The following is a 16,682-nucleotide window of genomic DNA, read 5'->3' on the forward strand; positions in this document are numbered from 1 at the left end:
TATTTAACTAGGGAGTGAAAGTGTGTCTGATAATGTAGTCCAGGTTGAAAATTTAGGCAAGAAATATACAATTAGCCACCAAAAGCGGGGAGCAAACGCAACTTTACGGGATGCGATCGCCACTAGCGCCAAAGCCATCAGTCGTAACTTCCTAACACCATTTGGCAAAAAAATGCCCAACCCAACTCATGAGGAATTTTGGGCGTTGAAAAATGTTTCTTTTGATATTAAGCAGGGGGAAGTTGTTGGTATTATCGGTCGCAATGGCGCAGGAAAATCAACTCTTTTAAAGATTTTAAGCCGAATTACTGAACCTACACAAGGACAGATTTTAATTAACGGAAGAGTCGCAAGTTTGTTGGAAGTGGGAACAGGTTTTCACCCAGAATTAACAGGACGAGAAAACATTTTTCTCAACGGTGCTATTTTGGGTATGAGCAAGGCTGAGATTAAAAAGAAGTTTGATGAAATTGTGTCTTTTGCAGAAGTGGAGAAGTTTTTAGATACTCCTGTGAAGCATTATTCATCTGGGATGTATGTACGTCTTGCTTTTGCCATAGCAGCACATCTAGAACCAGAAATCTTGATTGTGGACGAAGTATTAGCAGTGGGGGATGTGCAATTTCAAAAGAAATGTCTGGGAAAAATGGGCAACGTGGCTAAGGAAGGGCGAACTATTTTATTCGTGACTCATAACATGAGTATGGTGGAATCTTTATGCGATCGCGGAATTCTCCTTGAAGAAGGCACACTATGTGTAGATGGTACTTCAGAAGAAGCTGTTAGGGTTTATCTAGAAAAGTCTTACAGTCTGGCTCAAGAGTTGCCTTTAAGCCAAAGAAAAGACCGTACTGGTTCTGGAAGAGTCAGAATTTCTAGTTTTAGAATCTTAAATCAAAAAGGTCATGAAGAACAAGTTTTACAATCTGGAAAAAACTACTATTTTGAAATAGGATACTCAAACTACATAGGAAAACGTCTGAGTAATGTCGTTGTAAGTCTTGCTGTTGCCGATGAGAGAGGTACTTTTGACCTCTTATTAAGGAGTAATTTTACTAACGATTATCTAACTCTTAATTCTGAGCAAGGCTATATTCTCTGTGGTATAGAAAATTTGCCTTTAGTAAATGGCTTGTATCAAGTTTCGATATATCTGTCACATGCAGATAGCGAAACTCTAGATGATCTTCAAGAAGCTGTATCTGTGGTTGTAGATGGAGGTGATTTTTTTGGTACTGGTAATCCTGGTTTGCCAAACTTCTGTAAGTTTTTAGTTAAGGCAGAGTGGTCTACATCAGACGCTCATTTATTCTCCCATATGTAATTAATTTGATTTTCAAAAACTAAAGATTCTGTTTATAGCTATAGCAATCCTATATGAGTTGTGAGAATTTATCGAACCGCCAAGACGCCAAGGACGCCAAGAAAGAGAGGAGAAAATCTTACGTAAGCGCAAGCGCACGCCCAGAGGGCTAACGCGCAGCGTGCGCCTTTGGCGCTTAGCGTCTGGTGGAGGAGATACGCGTAGCGTGCCCGTAGCGGCTCAGGATTTAGGACTGCTATATGAAACAGAATCAAGTGATAGTGAAATTATTTTTTATGTAATTTCAAGATGATCTTTATCAGGGTTACTCTCATTACTGGAGGCTAAGATGTCATACAAAATTCTTTATTACAACTGGGATCCTTACTTTGAAAAATCATCGTTGGGGGGAGGTGTATCTATATACTGCCGGAGTTTAATAGACTATTTTAGTCAACAAACTGACTATCAAGTTAATTTTCTTTATAGTGGGGTTGACTACACCTTTTTCAGTAAACAACCCTACATTAAACAGGTTCGTAACAATCGTCATCCTAGTGTACCGACCTTTTCAATAGTTAACTCTCCTGTTTTCTCCCCTTCTCACTTTTATTTTCACAACCCTATAGGAAATGTTAAAAATCCTGAGCTAGAAAAATATTTTCAACAGTTTTTAGCAGAACATGGACCTTTTCAAATTATTCACTTTCACAACTTGGAAGGATTAACTGCTAGTTGCCTTAAGATAGCTAAAGAGAGCGGCGCGAGAGTCGTATTTAGCTTGCACAACTATTGGTCAGTTTGCCCTCAAGTCAATTTATGGAAATTAGAAAGTAGCCCATGCTCAAATTATCTTGAAGGAAGAGCTTGTGTTTCCTGCCTAGACACAAAAATACATGTAGATTTAGAACTGACTCTTAGAAAACTGAATCATTTAGGAAGCTTGCTAGGTCAAGATCAGCAATCACTTCCTGTGGCTGTAGCTAAAAAAATTTACAGGGGGATCTACAGCCAAATTTGGTATCAAGTGATAACTCGTACAAAATCTCCCCTGCAGAAACCTCTAGAGATGACGAGTACAGATTTGCCTCGGCAAGCTGATTTGTATCGCTATCGGCGAGAGGAAATCGTTTCTCTTATAAACCACTATGTTGATGTAGCGCTGTCTGTTTCTGAGCGTACCACTGCTATTTATAAGCAATACGGAGTGAACCCAGCTCTATTGACAACAAAATATATAGGCAGTCAAGCGACTCAGTTCCAAGTACCACCCAATAACCCAGCAGCCTACACTCCAGAGCAGCCCTTTAAATTAATTTACATGGGACCAGCAAGAAAAGATAAGGGATTTTACTTTTTGTTAGAAGAACTACGTTCTTTACCACAGGAAGAATTGAGTTCGCTTGAGCTGGTTGTCGCAAGCCGAATTTATGATGCGGTCGAGTTGGGAATGTCAATTGAACAGAAAGGACGGTTGTTATCTCTAGCTCAATCTCTTCACCGTTTCCGTTTCTACCCTGGCTACAAATACGAGAATATTCCCAATATGTTGGATGGAATCCACTTGGGAGTTGTCCCATCCCAATGGGAAGATAATCTACCACAAGTCACTTTTGAGCTCATAGCATGTCGCGTGCCAGTACTTTGTTCAAATCGAGGAGGCGCACAAGAGTTTGTTCGCCATCCTGCTTTCATTTTTGACCCTTCAAAACAAGGAGACTTCGAGTACAAACTCCGTACTATTCGAGAGAACCCATATTTACTCACCGAGTTTTGGCAAGAGGCGCGACCAGTCAAAACAGTAGAACAGCATTTTCATGAGTTAAACGAAGTTTATCAGACCGACATCGGAAAATCACTTTCCCTTGTTGGCGCGAGTTCCAGTACTGATTAAGCTGTTATGCACTTAAATTGCACATTGACGAGTGAGGGTTGTCAACAGCCGCTTCATTTTTCATAGACAAAAATGGACAACCACTAACAATGTCTACTCGTAAAACTCAAGATCTGGGTGTATTTTTGCGGCCCTACCCAAGAACTTGGGTAAAACGAGTTGACTTCTGGCCGCAAAAATACAAGGGTTGTCCATTTTTGCCCTTGGGTTTGCCCAACCCAGCCCCAGACTCCAAAGCAGGGCGTCAAGAGTCAATAGTCTTGATAACTAGGGGTGTAGGGGAATAGGGGCAAAACAAGTCAAAAGTATTAAGTCAAAAGTCAAAATTAATACTTTTGATTTTTGATTTTTGATTTTTGACTTCCCTGAAAGGGCGGGGGTGTAGGGGACTCCACCAGGCGCGAGATGGAGTTTTAACAAAATCGGCGTAAGTCCCCAACTATACCGCAAGGTTAGTTGGGGATATAAGCCGGACAAAATTAGGGGAAACAGCGCTTGTAGTAAATATCTTCAAGCTTGCTTTTTATGGTTTGAGTCAAAATTAATAGTTGGTTATTGCCGTTTCTTTCTTCTATCACCAGAGATATGTCTTAGGTATAAGTTTAATGTCTAAACTTTTCCTCTAAATTATTAGTTAATTCTGCTCATTTTGCTGACAAAGTACTTACAAACCTAAATAGTTACACTTTAGACTTAAGCTCTCTCTTTGCTAACTGAAAATACAGATAATTTTTTTATTTAGAATCACCATTTATGTAAGGATTTGAAGGTCAAACTGATGCATAACAAGGTCCTTCCTCCTACTTGGTTACGGTTTTTACTCGTCGTCCTATTGATACTGGGTGTGTTTTTTCGCTTCGTCAATCTTGACCGAAAAATCTACTGGTATGATGAGACTTTTACCTCATTACGAATTTTTGGCTACACAATGTCAGAAGTGGTCGGGCAAGTTTGCAATGGTAAAGAAATTGGCATTGAAGATTTACAGAAGTATCAGCATCCCACTCCTGAGAAAACCTTAACAGATACTCTTAAATCTTTAGCAGTAGAAGACCCTCAGCATCCACCACTATATTACGTGCTCACGCGATTTTGGGTGCAATGGTTTGGCAGTTCAGTGGCGGTAATAAGAAGTTTCTCTGCCCTGAGTAGCTTGCTGGCGTTCCCCTGCATCTACTGGTTATGTCTGGAATTATTTGATTCGTCGCTCGTGGGATGGGTAGCAATTGCACTGATAGCTGTGTCGCCATTCCATGTGCTATACGCACAGGAAGCGCGAGAGTATAGTTTGTGGACTTCGACAATTTTGCTATCAAGCGCAACACTATTACGAGCAATGCGACTAAAAACAAAGCTCAGTTGGGTAATGTATGCAGTCACTGTGGTATTAGGGCTGTATACATTTCTGTTTTCTGGGTTGGTGATAATTGCTCATGGTATCTATGTAGTTGCAACTGAAAGCTTTCGATTAACTAAGACGGTTATTGCTTATTTGCTTGCGTCTCTATTAGGGTTTTTAGCTTTGACACCTTGGCTTGTGGTTCTTGTGATTAATTTTGGACAAGCTCAGAATACAACACGCTGGACATCTGATACAGTTTCTAAGTTAACTTTCATTAAAAACTGGATTATTAACCTTAGTTATTTCTTCTTAGATTTTGGCTACGATTTAGGTAATTACGAACATGAACCTAGATTGAAAATCATAACAAAATTGTTGATTCCTTTTATCTTAATTTTGGTAGGATATTCGATTTATTTTCTTTGTCTTAAAGCTCCAAAGCGAGTTTGGTTGTTTGTCTTAACATTGATTAGTGTGACAGCGCTATCTCTAGCAATACCAGATTTCATTTTTGGAGGAATGCGATCCCTAATTCCTCGATATTTAATCCCTTTCTATTTAGGTATTCAGCTAGCTGTTGCTTACCTCCTAGCCACTCAAATTATCCCCATCTCTGTTAACATCTGGAGACTAAAGCTTTGGCAGGTTGTTATGGTTATGCTGCTTACATCTGGAGTCCTATCGTGTGTAAGCAGTTCTCAAGCAAAAACTTGGTGGCTTAAGTATCAAAACATTTATACTCCGCAAGTGGTTGAGATCATCAACAAAGCTACCCAGCCACTTGTGATCAGTTCCTGTCAAGGAAGTTGGTCTCTTCTTGCTGATGAATTCTCTCTAATTGATCAAATTGATCCAAAAGTACGCTTTGAGTTAATCAATGAGTCAAATGTACCGCAAATTCCTAATAATTTCAAGGATGTGTTTTTATACAATCCTTCCCACAATTATTTCCTCCAAGCAGTGCGATATAAGCTTGAGAAGGAACAGAATTACAAAATTGAGGAGAATATTTACCCTAAAAAGCTAGGGCTTTGGAAATTAGTAAAAAAATAGACAATGTAGAGACGTTGCATGCAACGTCTCTACACATCATCAAATCTCACTAAAAATCCTTAACAGCAACCGTATTGACTGATAACTGCTAAGCTACAGCAGCAAGCACATCCTTCAACAAACCTTCCTTCTGTGCCATAGACAACATGAGGTCAATCACACGATTCGAGTAACCCCACTCGTTGTCATACCAGGCAACAACCTTAAAGAAGTTAGAGTTGAGTTCAATACCAGCACCCGCATCAAAGATGCTAGAACGAACATCGCCCTGAAAATCAGTGGAAACAACTTCGTCTTCTGTGTAGCCTAAAATACCTTTTAGTTCTCCTTCAGAAGCTTGCTTCATGGCAGCACAAATTTCTTTGTAGCTAGTAGATTTAGCAGTTTTAAAAGTTAAATCGACTACCGAGACATCGGGGGTAGGAACCCGAAACGCCATGCCAGTCAACTTGCCTTTTAACTCTGGTAAAACAAGTGCTACGGCTTTTGCTGCGCCTGTAGAAGAAGGAATAATGTTCTGTGCCGCACCGCGACCTCCTCGCCAGTCCTTTTTGCTGGGACCATCTACAGTGGGTTGTGTGGCGGTCATAGCGTGAACTGTGGTCATCAGTCCTTCGGTTAACCCAAAGTTATCGTTGATAACTTTAGCGACAGGAGCCAAACAGTTTGTGGTACAGCTGGCATTAGAAACAATGGTGTCTTTTGCCGGGTCAAATAGGTGATGATTAACACCTACGAGTAGAGTAGGAACTCGGTCTGGGTCTTTGGTGGGAGCGGAAATGATAACCCGCTTTGCTCCTGCTTTCAGGTGATTTGCTGCTCCTTCATGATTGGTGAAAAGCCCTGTAGATTCAACGACATAATCTGCACCCAATTTACCCCAAGGCAATTCTGCCGGATTCTTAATTGACACACAAGGAATGAAGTGCCCATCGACAACAATACCATCATCCTTTGCCTCAACCTTGCCTTTAAAGGTTCCATGAGTTGAGTCATACTTTAGTAGGTAAGCGAGGTTATCTGGTGGTACCAAGTCGTTAATGCCGACAAATTCGATGTTGGGGTTGTTAATGCCAGCGCGAAACACAAGACGTCCGATACGACCAAATCCATTAATACCAACTTTTAACCTAGTCAAGATGAAACCTCCTGTTATCGGAGACTAAACAAAGGGAGAAAGTCAAAAGAGATTATCTTTTACTCTTTACTTCCCAATCCTGACAGTCCCGGTACGAATCGGCGTATTTACTTGGCATATTTTAAGATTTTTCCTATTTACACAGCTTTGTTGTGTCTTTTTTGGTAAGCATTACAACAATCGGTTTTTGGTTCAAAGTCAAGACAGCCAATCGCTTCTAAAGAACATGCTTTGACTGGATGAAACCCTGAAGGAGATAGTTTTGAGTCTTGCATGATGATGGAAATAGAAATTTCCAGATGGCTATTTGGGTTCTTGTCCCCAAGATAACTGCAGCCCTTCTGATTCTTTTTTGAGACTATTGATGAAATTTTGCAGTTGGTCTCCTCTTTCCTGATGTCGCCATTGTGAGCGATCGCCATGAAATACCGTAACAATTTCTAAATATTGATTGTTGTCTATTGGTAGCATGCGGTGCCAGATGGAACTGACAGATGTTGGACGATTATCTCTTTCTTCTCTACCATTTTTAATATTTATCCCCCGTCCGCCAACAGCAGGAGTATATTTGAAAATCTCTTCTTTGTCGTGGAAAAGATTGATCACCTGTGATTTATCTGTTTCTAAAGCATAAACAGTAACATTGTTAGGATGCCATGCTTCTCGCCAAGCAGTCATATAATCTGGTGACTCTTGATGGTTGTTTGGTTGCCTTGAATTTAATTGGGATCGAAATTGCTGAGTCTTTACATACAAGTTTGATAGAAAATTTTCTAAATCTCGTTTATTTTTAATTCCAACAAAATTTGGCTCGTGACATTCCCAATGACAACCGATCGCCCTGGTTTGATAACTAGGCATAAAGCCAGGATGCCAATCACGAAGATCGCACTTGTGCCAAACTCGCCGCCAAGATTTGCCAAACCCACCCATAATATAAGCAAATCGGAATACTGATCGCAACCAATCAGCCTCACGTTCAGGTAAAGAAACTAATAACTTCCCTTGCACCTTAAAAATAGGTGTGTTTTCATGTCCCTGTGTTCGGTCCTGACCAAGAAATGCTTGGGTTTGCCAGTACATATCTAACTTACCAGTAGCGCGATCGTGACCAAAGAAATAGTTAAGTTGCTTGTTAATTAAATTGTGATCACCACACACACCACCTAACAATCGGGTGACATGACCGCGTATAGATGCTTTAAACTGATTGGGTCTAAATTCTGGGACATCACTTCTCAATAAAGAACTAACCCCCGTACCCAATAGTGGAATAATCAGGTTGTATTCCTGCTGTGGGCGTGGTGGTTGCCCAATTAAACCGTATCCCGTACTTGTTTTCCCACCAATTCCTGCTGTCAGTGCTAACCTTACCCATTCCTCTATCCGTTGCCATTGTTCGAGTGTCAGTTTTTGACGGCAACTTAACTCAAACACTAAGGTAGGTTTATAAAGGGCGATCGCCGCAAACGCATGGGGAGAAGTTCTTTTAATTCCTATTTGGCGTTCTTGTTGGGGATGAATAACATCTACCATCCGTCCTCTGCCTGTCCAATCACCAATCGGATATGCCCGATGGAATCTTAGTTTTTCAGCTATTTTGAGTTCTATTGGTGTTAATGTATTTCGTCGTAGCCAGCGTTTAAATAACCCCTTAATTCCACTACCTGGAATCATAGGAATGCCTTCACTATCGAGAACTGGGCGGATGATATTATCTTGACCGCTATTACTACTCAATCGTCCCGGTAGTTTTAGTAAAAAGCGGTATATGGTATCATCTAAACCAAGAGATGGTTGTGAGTGTTGATAAGTAGGGTTGAGATTGGAGTCAGGCTGTACCCACTCATCTACCCATCTTGTGAGATGAGGGTTTTGTCCTGCGTTTTGTAGACTACAACGTTCTGTAATTTGCGCCCGATACATCATCCGAATTTCTTCGGGAGTGATGTCACTTCGTGGCTGAAACTCTGCAGATCGATCCTCCGATTCAGAGGTTTCCACGGTTATCCCTTTCTTTTGGTATGCCTTAGCAAAGGCATCTTTTAAACTCATAATTTATGACTCACTGAATTCTTTTTAATTTTTAGAACGATGCGGAAGCCGCTACCTTCGGCGATCGCGTTGTTTGAGTCGTTGAGTCCACCACACCAGTGAATCGCACAACTGGGTTAATACCGCTAAAGTTGCGCGAGTATCGGCTAAGGACATCTGACATAATTTAGTTGTCACTTCTCTAATTCCTGCGACATTGTCACTTGAATTGTTACTTGAAACAGTACAATCTCGATCAGGTAACTCAATTCCCGCATTAAGCATAATCTTCGCTAATTCTTTCCAGACATCGCGCCAATAATTTCTTTTGCCTCGATCCGTGGGGTTGTTGCTATCATCCCGCAAATGTTCTCCCCAAAATCTTTCCAGTCCATAAGCTACGGCAATTCGCATTTTATGGGATTCGTTAATGACTTGCGAATCTTGACAATATCTTAATACTAAATCGTAGGCGTAGCGATCAAGTGAGTAAGCATGAAATCCAACTCCTAGAGGTTCTGGGGCAGGGGTTTGTGTCTGTTGAGTTGGAACATTGCTGCGAGCATTAGGTCGTCTTGGTGGATTTAAAGGTGTATTTCCAGTCATAATTATGCCTCCTTTCAATCAGGTAAATTGTGTAAAGTTATTTCTGTTCGTCCAAATCCTATTGATTCTAATCCACCAAAATAGAATTCTTTTGGTTTAAGATTGTGAGTCTTTGAAGGAGAATTATCATTGGTAACTTGCCAGCCAGAATCTTGAATATAATCGTTCCATTTAACATCTTTTTTAATTTTTTCTTTTTCATTATTTGGTCCTTGCTCATTAGAATGACGGCGCAGAGCAAGAGGAAATACTAAAATAGTCTTTTCTGGTAATGCTTCGACATTGAAGAAAGCTTTATCATCCACTATTTTCTCATCTTCCTTTAGTTTAACTCGACTCTGACGGTACAGAGACATATCATGAATTAGAGGCATATCAGCATCATTGACCACAACAAATCCATATTTTTGGGCTAATGCTCCCGCACACTTTTTATAAGGTAATAATTGGCTATCGGCTTTTTCTCCTAAGTTAATAAAACCCAAATTAAAAAATAGTTTTTGGGCGTTAATCCCACTGTGCATATATGGCTGAATATTTGAGCTATCTTTTCCCCCAGTAATACGATGATATCTTTTTAAGAGCAGTGGACAAGAAACCATGACCACAGGTTGATTAGGGCAATAAACAGGCAACCAGACAACTGATGCATACTCGAATTTAACGAGTGCTTCTGTCGTCGAAATTGGCTGATCTTTTTCATCGCGATCGCTCTTTGGACGTCTCCCTCCTGGAGTATCGCCACCTTCACGTCCATACCATAAATCACATTTTTCAGGGTTATACTCTCGCATATCCGCCCTAAATCTACCGCGAATCGAACTCCCAGGAATAATCCCTGTTTGGGTAAATTGGTCGCGGAAAATCAAGTTTAAGTTACCTGTTTCTTCCCCTGCACTCGCTCCAACATGCAGAGGTGCTAAAGTTTCAATAATGCCGTAAGCTTTTTGGTACATTTATATAACTCCAGTTAACAATTCAAAATTCAAAATGTGCTGCGCACCGCTGCGCTAACAAAATTCAAAATTAAAGACAGTTTCAATTGGAGATTTAAACCTCAGCTGAAACTGGGACTGCGTGTAGACGTAGGGATCTAAGCCTTGCTTAATTTACGATCAATTTTCAGAGGTCGTTTGAGAAGAATAAGAAATAGAACAGGAACAAGGTAAAAGCGAACACCCGAAAACACTTGGTAAAGGTAGCGCTAAACCACATCCCCAACGTTTGAGTGAAGGTCCTTCTTGTGGGAACCATTTATCATCCCACTCTTGCCAAGATTTTTCTATTGACTCTTCAATGATGTAAACAGTACCTGCAGGAACCGCATAACGTCCGCGAGACAATAATTTAGGCGCTTCTTTACGTTGGTTGTGTTCATTGGAGATAGATTGAGAATCATCTGTTTGATAATTGTGATGATTTCCCAAACGGTAACGGAAGGGTATAGGACGTTCTGTGATTAAACCTTCTAGTGACCAAACTTTTTTCTCGTTGCTTTCTGGATTTTCTTGTTCGTATTTTTGCTTATTACCTTTTTCCAAAAAAACAGGTTCTCGTTTAGATAAGCGATTGGAACCCCAAACTGCAGGTGTAATTAATGCAAAACTCTTTCCTACAGGTTGCTTGAGTAAATCTTGGACAATCTCCGACAAGTCAACGCATTTAACATCCACCATGTGTCCCTCTCCCCCAAAACGATACCAATCATCTTTGAGTTTGGTATTGGAAAGGTACACTAAACAAGCATCAGGATTTAGTTGCACGGCGTTTTCTAAAAACAAACTACCACGTTCTAAATCTTCATTCACTCTACGTTCATCTTCTTTGAGTCGGGGGTGTAGGTGTGGAGTATATTTCCAAGGAGGAGTAGCTACTGGAATGTTTTGAGATTCTTCCTGTTGTGTAAATGCAATCTTTTCCCAGTGCTGAATCGCAATCCAAGTTCCTTTATCAAATTTATCAACGACAGATGGTAGCCACTGACCTTCAGTTTGTCCGCTATCTTTGTACCATGTTAACAAGTGTTTAAGGGCAAGATTTTTTACCAAGCAATTAAAAGGTGTGGGAACGTAAAAGTTCTGTGGGTTTTCACTCCAAGCCCAAAATGGACCGGCGAGTTGTAAATTCTTCAGGTATTTTTCATCGCCTCTATAGTATGCTGCAAATAATCCGGATAAAGCTGCAGCAGTGGGAGGAAAACTACTTCCAGAACGTCCGACTAAGTTTTCTGGTGATAAGAATTTCCCAGCGCTACCGTAGAGAAAGCCTAAAGGTTCGATGACTATCAAATATTTGAATGGTGGACGAGAAGAATTGTTTGATGGTGTAGAGTCTTTTTCTACTGTTTCGATTCCTGACATAGGTGAAATCCCACTTTGGCAAGGTTAATAATCCAGTTGGTTAAAGCTTTGTTGACTTTGGTCTGATTTAACTTACCAGTCTCGGTATTATCTGTGGTGTAAGGAAGGCGATCGCCTAAAATTCCCGTTTTGATGAGTTGCTTATCTGCATCGTACTCATTCCACCAGTTCTCTGGTTTCAGTTTGTCTGTCTGGGTGGGAAAATATATCTCAAGTAAACCTAGGGCAATATCTAAACCGTCGTCATCGAAAACATGACGGGATTCTAAGACAGCGACATCATTATATATGTGCGTCCAGTTTGGTTTCTCTTGATTGTGTTCTCTATCGCAGTAACTCGACAGCAAACCAGTTTCTAAAAGCCACCAAGGACACACCCACTCTAAATAATTACCGTTGTTAAACAAAACCCGAAAAGCAATCCTATCTCTTCCATTGCTTTTCGCTGATTTTTCAGCTTCCCGACAATGTTGGAGGACATCCCGTTGAGGAACACCAGGACCAGCCCAGACAAAACCGACACTTACGGAGATAGGCTTTTTCTTTGGCTTGTCCCATATCTCTGTTTTGAATTTCGACAATTGATTAACGCAGTAGCTTGATTGTAACTCGCGCCCTTCTTTTGCATCATGAAAAACACCTAGAAAATCATCTCCTCCTGCATAAATAACCCGACAATTTTCGGGAGGATTTTTTTGAAAAAATTTACCCCATTCCCGCATTTGTAGGCTGAATTCTTCGATTTTTTGAGCTTCTTCTGGTTCGCCTGCAAATTTTTTTAGGTAATCACCTGCTTTATCACCATCTCCCTGAAACCAACCAGTCCAGTATTTTTTTTCTGATGTTCTGTTGTCGGTTTTGTTATTATCATTTTGTCGGCTTAAGTCTTTGAAAGACTTGGGACTAAGTTCTTTTGATAGTTTTCTGATTTGCTTATTTAGTTTTTCAGCATTGACACCATTCTTTCTTAAAGATGGTTCAAGCCGTTGAATCAATTTTTCTGCAATTACCTCGTGGGTAATCATACGTTTAATCAATTCTGGGATACTCAGTTCTTCACTGGGGTCAATAAATGATTCTCCTAATTGATTTTGGAGTTGTTCATAAAAATGATTGATTTCTGTTTTTTCTTGTTGGTAATTGTATTGACGAGGGTCGGAAATTTTACCGAGTCTAGGGTAGGCGATCGCATCCGCACCAGAAAGTGTAGAACTCTCACCCTGCCAATTTATCCCAGTCCAATCACGCCAATATTTTTTATTATTTGAACGCTGACGAACATCGCTAATGCTTTCACCAGATTCTCCTTGAACCCAGAAAAATTCCCAGGCGTGCGTTCTCCATAAATCCCAATTTCTCTTCCAGTAATACTCTCCTGATACATGTGATTCAATCCAATCACGACAAGTTTCTGTGACGCATTCCCAAGCAGTATCAAAAGCTGATTTTGCATCCTTTTCTCGGAAATTACCCTGGATAATAATCAGGTTAGGCATTCCCTGAGTCATATTTGGTGAGGCTGGAGAAATGATTTGACAATCATGCTTTTCTGCAGCATTACAAATCACCCAAGATAAATAAGAAAGTAGATAAGAACTCCCATACAAATCTCGTAACTTCCGCGATTTCTCGATAAATCCTTGCACAGGGGCAAAAGTAATGACTGTGTAAATTTTGTGAGTCATCTTCAAATCAAAATAGTCCACACGAACACGCTGTGTCAAAAAGGTAAAAAAGCATAGCAGTAAATACCCAAACCTCAAAGAGTTCTTTTTATTACCTAAGTCTGGATACGCTACTTTAGGGATTTTTCCGCCTTAACGATAGAAACCTTAACATTTCGTCAAATGAATCAACACATCAGCCAGTGCTTTTATCATTGGACGAGTAGATAAATCCTCTCCTCGTTCTAAGTGATGAACGCTACCTGTGAGTAATGGTGCTGTTTCTAGCAGTTCGTTAGTGTTGTCCTTCCAGTCGTCAGCGAGAATAACCTCGTCTTGAGTTGCATGTAACTGACTGTGAATCTTTGCAACAATTTTGAGATTTAAATTTTGACAAAAACCTTCCCACTCTGCAAACTTGGTTGTATCACCTGCAAGGATAACTGCGTGGGATGCTGGCTGCATGATTGTCTCATTTTCTGGAGAGATTTTACCGCCAACATCAACAATGTTAATTAACTGATTCGCACTTTTGACCCATTTTGCTGCTTCTTGTGCAAATTCTGGGGTAACATCTGTTTTATTGTTTCGCTTACAGTCTTTGGCTATTGCCTCATTATTTTCATAAGCTTGTTGATGCCAAGACCCTTCACCATCGGGACAAGCGGTAATTACATAGGGATAAGGTGCGCCTAAAGTAAGCAAAATCGCTCTTTTTAAACCATCTCGCAAACATGATTTGCCTGATTGTGGTGGTCCGCATAAGACGACTTTGATAATATTACGTTCTTGTTGCTTTTCTTCTGTTGCAATCACATCTCCCACTTTGGATGATGAACCGTGAGAAACGGTGACTATGTAGTTTTTGTATCTTAGTGAACCAGTTGGTGTACTAATTTTACTACCCAATTTTGGGTCGAGAACGGCGACGACCTCGTATAAATGACCGAGTTTATGGGCGATAATATAACTGACAGCAACAGATTGCGGTCCGTCAATTAAAATACGCTTCCCTCCAGTAATTTGCCCGGAATCAATCATTTGGTTTAAGACTTCTAGGGCATCTTTAGCGATGCGATCGCCCTGTGCAAATAAAGTCCGATTAAACCCTACTCGCAACACCTCACCTTCTAACGTCATCTGGTAGCTGTACATATTATTCTGCATTGACCGTGTTCCTTTAGCAACTGATTTAATATGGCATGGGAGTGGAAAAGGCGTATTCCAGTTTGGTTGTCCCCCCCTCTCCTTAATAAGGAGAGGGGATGGGGGTGAGGTATAAGTCATGAATACAACACGCATAACCACCTTCTACTTAACAACAAAAGTAACAATCATCCGTCCGGAAATACTCAATATTAGTCTTGCGCCAATCACTACCGGGAAACTCATAAATCCAGTCAATCCCGGAATCTACATTCAAAAAACCACTCACCATCCCGTGAATCACACCAACACCCGTACTTGCACAGATACTGTTTAGCCAAAAAACCGCTGGATCATTCACACCTTCCAAATAACCAGCACCCGCAGCCATTTGATGAATATCAGAAGGTGCAGACTCTAAAGCCGCGAGTTGCAGATTGATAATATTACCGCACATCAAACACCAACCACCTCCCAGAGGAGGAACAGTAATTCTGCAATACATTCGCGGTGTGTTGTCTGGTTTCACATCTATATGAGTCCCCAGACACACCAAAGGACGCATATATTCCAACGCCAATTCTTGGGCAGTTTTTCGAGAAAGGTGATTGTCAGTTGCAACCACAATTAAATCGCAAGTTGCTATTTCTTGTTTGGCTAATTCACTTTCAATTGAGGTTGGTATTGTTTTAACACAAGAACCTTCACGGTAAATTCTTTTGATAAGATGCTTGACATAATACACTTTATGCCATTGTTGTTCTACCATTTCTTGTGTCGCACCAGGCATTCGGTTGAGATTAACAGTTTCCAATTTATCTGGGTCGATTAATACCCAATTCTTCACACCCAAACGCCCCAATAATTCTGCAAAAATTGAACCAATACCGCCACAACCAATTAATGCTACTTTGAGCTGATTCAGTTGCTTTTGATTCGCTTCACCAAAGATTTTCTGGCGGGCAAACATCAAATCTGTGTTATTCATCATATCTCTATTTTCCGAGACATCAAACAAGGAATGACAGAATTTCACACTCTCAATTTTTTTTCCTTTTCTATCCCACATCCGGAATTGACAAGATTGTAAATCTTCGTCAAAGACACCCGAAATCAAGCGAGGTTTTTTGGGAAAACCAGAGGCGATAAACCGCGCATATTCCGACTCATAGCGGTCATCAATATAGGAAAAATCAGGGATACCTTGACCTGCATGAGTATGAATGTGAACGACATCTAAACCTTCTAAGAGATGATTTTCCAGCAAATATGAATGAAAATGCTGTTTTAATACCAATCCATTCGTCGATTGATGTTCGTAGCAGTCAGAAGAAGGAACAACCCAAGTTTTCGGAATATAGCGGATTTTGTTTTTGAAAACTTGATGACGCTGACAAAATAAAAAACCAATGACTTCTTCATTCAACATGCGAGACTTGAGCATAGAATCCCGAAACTCAGACCACATTTTGGGTGGTATATGCAGAGAAACCTGAGCAGATTTATTCATATTTTGAAATTTGGAATTTGGAATTTGGAATTTTTAAGCAGCGAGTCAATCAATCTTCACTATTAATCGCGTGACGGGCTGTGACAAACAAAGTCGCAAGATTATGACCTTTCTCAGGATTATGACTAGGTCTCCAAGAATTCAACCAGACATCCTGATTAAATCCTCCCCCCAATCCCACACAATACCAATACCATCCTTGTGTACTTAAAAACGGCGCACCATAATAACTTTGTCTGGTAAAGTGATGGTCTCCTTCTCCCACCGTATTCCACGGATAATTTAGATAGCAACCAATAGGAGGAAGTCGTGGATAATCTGGTGGTAACAAAAACAAAACATCTGTGTTAGAAACGGTGAATTTTTTGGAAGACAAAGGCATTCCTTTGATAAGAATCGCTGTATATTTGATATCGCCAACTGTCTTACTACCAACAATGACTTTCTTGGCGACTTTTTCTAACAGCTTGAGTTCTTCTATGATTCTCGTACTCGGCTGAAAACCTGATTTCTCTTGGCTAATTGTAACTGTCATACTTCACCTGAAAAATAGTTATCAGTTATCAGTTCAAGAAAGCTGCTTCTGCTTGATAACTGTTCACCTGAGTTGCACCATTCTCACCAAACGTAGG

Annotated in this window: 13 protein-coding genes; 4 read left to right on the forward strand and 9 right to left on the reverse strand. The window is 40.4% G+C overall.

Annotated features, from left to right (window positions below; all coding sequences use genetic code 11):
- The first annotated feature begins 22 nt into the window (after positions 1-22).
- The 4 genes from DP117_RS09800 (at position 23) to DP117_RS09815 (ending at position 5,592) form a co-directional block, all read left to right on the forward strand.
- Positions 23-1,324: an ABC transporter ATP-binding protein gene (locus tag DP117_RS09800; protein ID WP_169218128.1), complete on the forward strand. Its 1,302-nt coding sequence runs from the start codon at positions 23-25 to the stop codon at positions 1,322-1,324.
- Positions 1,325-1,652: 328 nt separating this feature from the next.
- Positions 1,653-3,197, forward strand: coding sequence for a glycosyltransferase (locus DP117_RS09805; protein ID WP_169218129.1), 1,545 nt, complete (start codon positions 1,653-1,655; stop codon positions 3,195-3,197).
- 89 nt (positions 3,198-3,286) lie between these two features.
- Complete coding sequence (locus tag DP117_RS09810; protein WP_169218130.1) at positions 3,287-3,484, forward strand: hypothetical protein; 198 nt, start codon at positions 3,287-3,289, stop codon at positions 3,482-3,484.
- A gap of 491 nt (positions 3,485-3,975) precedes the next feature.
- A complete protein-coding gene (locus DP117_RS09815; protein ID WP_169218131.1) occupies positions 3,976-5,592 on the forward strand; it encodes a glycosyltransferase family 39 protein in 1,617 nt (538 codons plus the stop codon).
- Between the two features lie 88 nt (positions 5,593-5,680).
- On the opposite strand, the gene gap is transcribed toward DP117_RS09815, so the two are convergent.
- The 9 genes from gap to DP117_RS09860 form a co-directional block, all read right to left on the reverse strand.
- Positions 5,681-6,730, reverse strand: a complete 1,050-nt coding sequence (gap, locus tag DP117_RS09820; RefSeq protein ID WP_169218132.1) for a type I glyceraldehyde-3-phosphate dehydrogenase — start codon at positions 6,728-6,730, stop codon at positions 5,681-5,683.
- Positions 6,731-7,033: 303 nt separating this feature from the next.
- Positions 7,034-8,785 (reverse strand): RAMP superfamily CRISPR-associated protein, encoded by a 1,752-nt coding sequence (locus DP117_RS09825; protein WP_169218133.1) that lies wholly within the window; start codon positions 8,783-8,785, stop codon positions 7,034-7,036.
- A gap of 51 nt (positions 8,786-8,836) precedes the next feature.
- A complete protein-coding gene (locus DP117_RS09830) occupies positions 8,837-9,370 on the reverse strand; it encodes a hypothetical protein (protein WP_211176016.1) in 534 nt (177 codons plus the stop codon).
- Positions 9,371-9,384: 14 nt separating this feature from the next.
- Complete coding sequence (locus DP117_RS09835; RefSeq protein ID WP_169218134.1) at positions 9,385-10,326, reverse strand: RAMP superfamily CRISPR-associated protein; 942 nt, start codon at positions 10,324-10,326, stop codon at positions 9,385-9,387.
- Positions 10,327-10,485: 159 nt separating this feature from the next.
- Positions 10,486-11,730 carry a type III-B CRISPR module-associated Cmr3 family protein gene (locus DP117_RS09840; protein WP_169218135.1) on the reverse strand — a complete coding sequence of 415 codons (1,245 nt, stop codon included), beginning with the start codon at positions 11,728-11,730 and terminating at the stop codon, positions 10,486-10,488.
- Complete coding sequence (locus DP117_RS09845) at positions 11,709-13,415, reverse strand: type III-B CRISPR-associated protein Cas10/Cmr2 (RefSeq protein ID WP_169218136.1); 1,707 nt, start codon at positions 13,413-13,415, stop codon at positions 11,709-11,711. Before DP117_RS09845 ends, DP117_RS09840 begins: the two co-directional genes overlap by 22 nt.
- A gap of 147 nt (positions 13,416-13,562) precedes the next feature.
- On the reverse strand, positions 13,563-14,561 hold the full coding sequence (locus DP117_RS09850) for a CRISPR-associated protein Csx3 (RefSeq protein ID WP_339381137.1): 999 nt from the start codon (positions 14,559-14,561) through the stop codon (positions 13,563-13,565).
- Positions 14,562-14,709: 148 nt separating this feature from the next.
- Positions 14,710-16,050 (reverse strand): ThiF family adenylyltransferase, encoded by a 1,341-nt coding sequence (locus DP117_RS09855; protein ID WP_169218137.1) that lies wholly within the window; start codon positions 16,048-16,050, stop codon positions 14,710-14,712.
- Positions 16,051-16,099: 49 nt separating this feature from the next.
- Positions 16,100-16,585 (reverse strand): hypothetical protein, encoded by a 486-nt coding sequence (locus DP117_RS09860; protein ID WP_169218138.1) that lies wholly within the window; start codon positions 16,583-16,585, stop codon positions 16,100-16,102.
- Positions 16,586-16,682 lie beyond the last annotated feature (97 nt).

It is taken from the genome of Brasilonema sp. UFV-L1, from assembly GCF_012912105.1.
Classification (GTDB): domain Bacteria; phylum Cyanobacteriota; class Cyanobacteriia; order Cyanobacteriales; family Nostocaceae; genus Brasilonema.

What these genes read in the sequence shown, in the direction of transcription:
- DP117_RS09805 (WP_169218129.1), top strand. Translation starts at nt 1,653, where the DNA reads ATGTCATACAAAATTCTTTATTACAACTGGGATCCTTACTTTGAAAAA.
- DP117_RS09810 (WP_169218130.1), top strand. Translation starts at nt 3,287, where the DNA reads ATGTCTACTCGTAAAACTCAAGATCTGGGTGTATTTTTGCGGCCCTAC.
- DP117_RS09815 (WP_169218131.1), top strand. Translation starts at nt 3,976, where the DNA reads ATGCATAACAAGGTCCTTCCTCCTACTTGGTTACGGTTTTTACTCGTC.
- DP117_RS09825 (WP_169218133.1), bottom strand. Translation starts at nt 8,785, where the DNA reads ATGAGTTTAAAAGATGCCTTTGCTAAGGCATACCAAAAGAAAGGGATA.
- DP117_RS09830 (WP_211176016.1), bottom strand. Translation starts at nt 9,370, where the DNA reads ATGACTGGAAATACACCTTTAAATCCACCAAGACGACCTAATGCTCGC.
- DP117_RS09835 (WP_169218134.1), bottom strand. Translation starts at nt 10,326, where the DNA reads ATGTACCAAAAAGCTTACGGCATTATTGAAACTTTAGCACCTCTGCAT.
- DP117_RS09840 (WP_169218135.1), bottom strand. Translation starts at nt 11,730, where the DNA reads ATGTCAGGAATCGAAACAGTAGAAAAAGACTCTACACCATCAAACAAT.
- DP117_RS09845 (WP_169218136.1), bottom strand. Translation starts at nt 13,415, where the DNA reads ATGACTCACAAAATTTACACAGTCATTACTTTTGCCCCTGTGCAAGGA.
- DP117_RS09850 (WP_339381137.1), bottom strand. Translation starts at nt 14,561, where the DNA reads ATGCAGAATAATATGTACAGCTACCAGATGACGTTAGAAGGTGAGGTG.
- DP117_RS09855 (WP_169218137.1), bottom strand. Translation starts at nt 16,050, where the DNA reads ATGAATAAATCTGCTCAGGTTTCTCTGCATATACCACCCAAAATGTGG.
- DP117_RS09860 (WP_169218138.1), bottom strand. Translation starts at nt 16,585, where the DNA reads ATGACAGTTACAATTAGCCAAGAGAAATCAGGTTTTCAGCCGAGTACG.